General features: G+C 29.6%; 3 protein-coding genes. All 3 read right to left on the reverse strand.

Translation table 11 applies throughout. From position 1 onward, the window contains the following. Positions 1-20 precede the first annotated feature (20 nt). Entirely contained in the window at positions 21-449 is a 429-nt protein-coding gene (locus CHU92_RS00230; protein ID WP_094411435.1) for a hypothetical protein, read from the reverse strand. 14 nt (positions 450-463) lie between these two features. Next, entirely contained in the window at positions 464-928 is a 465-nt protein-coding gene (locus CHU92_RS00235) for a hypothetical protein (RefSeq protein ID WP_094411437.1), read from the reverse strand. Positions 929-938: 10 nt separating this feature from the next. Further along, a partial coding sequence (locus CHU92_RS00240) for a T6SS effector amidase Tae4 family protein (RefSeq protein ID WP_094411439.1) occupies positions 939-1685 on the reverse strand: 747 nt, incomplete at its 5' end.

Here is a 1685-nt window from a genome sequence, read left to right on the forward strand (position 1 = left end):
AACTTTACTCATAAATCATCTCAAACTTTCCTTCGGCTTTTTTCATTTTTTCTGTACTCTTCATTAGCAATCGAATCAAGTTCTTTACTGGCGTAATATCGAAGACAGTTATATGAAATAAAATTTTTATTTCTTAAATGTTCTTCGCCTTTATCGATTTTGATATATGGCTGTGGTATTTTTTCTATAAATATTGCACCTAAACCTCTTGCATGATTTATAGTTTCTATGTCTAATTCAAGATTAGGGTTAAACAAATCCTTGTTACGAAGAAGGATTCTTAAGCTGTCATTACCTAAACCTTCTTTAATACAACCATAAAAAACCTCATATTTGTAAGAATCTATCCATAATTCTTTTGTGGTTTGTTTATATGTAAAAGGATTATTTTTAATACTATTACAACAAAGCAATCCACAAAAAACACATAAAATTAAAAGTTTACCCATACACATGTATTAGTTTATTGTGTTTTCAGAAGATTACAAATCTCGTTTACATTTAAATTTAAGTACTCATTTTTTATATTGTGAGTAAACTCACCTGAAGATTGCTTTTCTTTTTTTAATTGTTCTTCATATAACCTAGTATATTTTTTATCTGCTATAACATACATATAACTATCGATCAACTTTGTTCTATTTGTTATATAGATATAAAACTCTAAAAACAATTGTTCATATTTATCTTTGGGTATGGTAGCAGGTATGGTCAAAAAAAATGGTTTAACATGCTTATTTTTTAAGCATTTAACAACATTTTCATCTTGATTAATAAATATAAAAAATTTATTTACAGGATAAATTCTATCTTTATAATTGTATGTTGTATAATTGACTTTTTGATTATAAAAATCAAAGGTACCAACTATTTTTTCTTGTGCATTTGCTAAGAAAAAGCTAAGTAAAAAAATAAATATATATCTCATAATTCAGTTTTTATTCTAATACCCAAATATTTACCTCTGAAGCAGCTGGATAATAGCAACCCGCTTTACACTTTACTCCATCAAATATATCGCAATGACCTGAGGCCTGAAAAGCAGCTGGATCTTCAGGTAACATAGTATATATACCTTTTTTATTTGATAATAAGGTTTTAAAATTACCGCCATTAACTCCTCCGTCAGCAGAATCATATTGATAATGTTTTTCATTATACGGTGTCGTTACCGTAGCAGGATTTGTTCCAAACGTTTCTTTCATCCAAGTATCTAAAGCCTTAGCATTAACGAAATAAAACTTACCATCAGCACCCTCAAATGTTCCTGGTATATCAGGTATAATAACACCTGAATAATTCAAAGCTCTTGAAACTTTAAGAGCGCAACCATTTCGGGTTAGTACTGGATAATTTATTTTTAGTTGCGCAAGTTCTCCTCCTACTGCATCATATATATATTCACTACTTTCTGTTGGATAAGCGGCTTGAAAATCTTCCCAAGAAGGTAAATCCTGCTGCGGAAATGATAGGTTTGGATCTTCCCAATAAGCTGCGTCATAAATAAAATCATTTCCTTCCCTTGGAGTTAAAAACCAATTTTTGAATTGTGAATACGTTACATCGGGATTTTGTAATAAATAATTAATTCCCCAAAAAACAAATGTAATACTATTATTGGAATAGTTATCACCGTCTAGATAATCAGAAAGATTATTTACCAAGTTTCGCTGCTCATCCCCCTG

The organism is Flavobacterium cyanobacteriorum, assembly GCF_002251835.1.
Taxonomy (GTDB): Bacteria; Bacteroidota; Bacteroidia; order Flavobacteriales; family Flavobacteriaceae; genus Flavobacterium; species Flavobacterium cyanobacteriorum.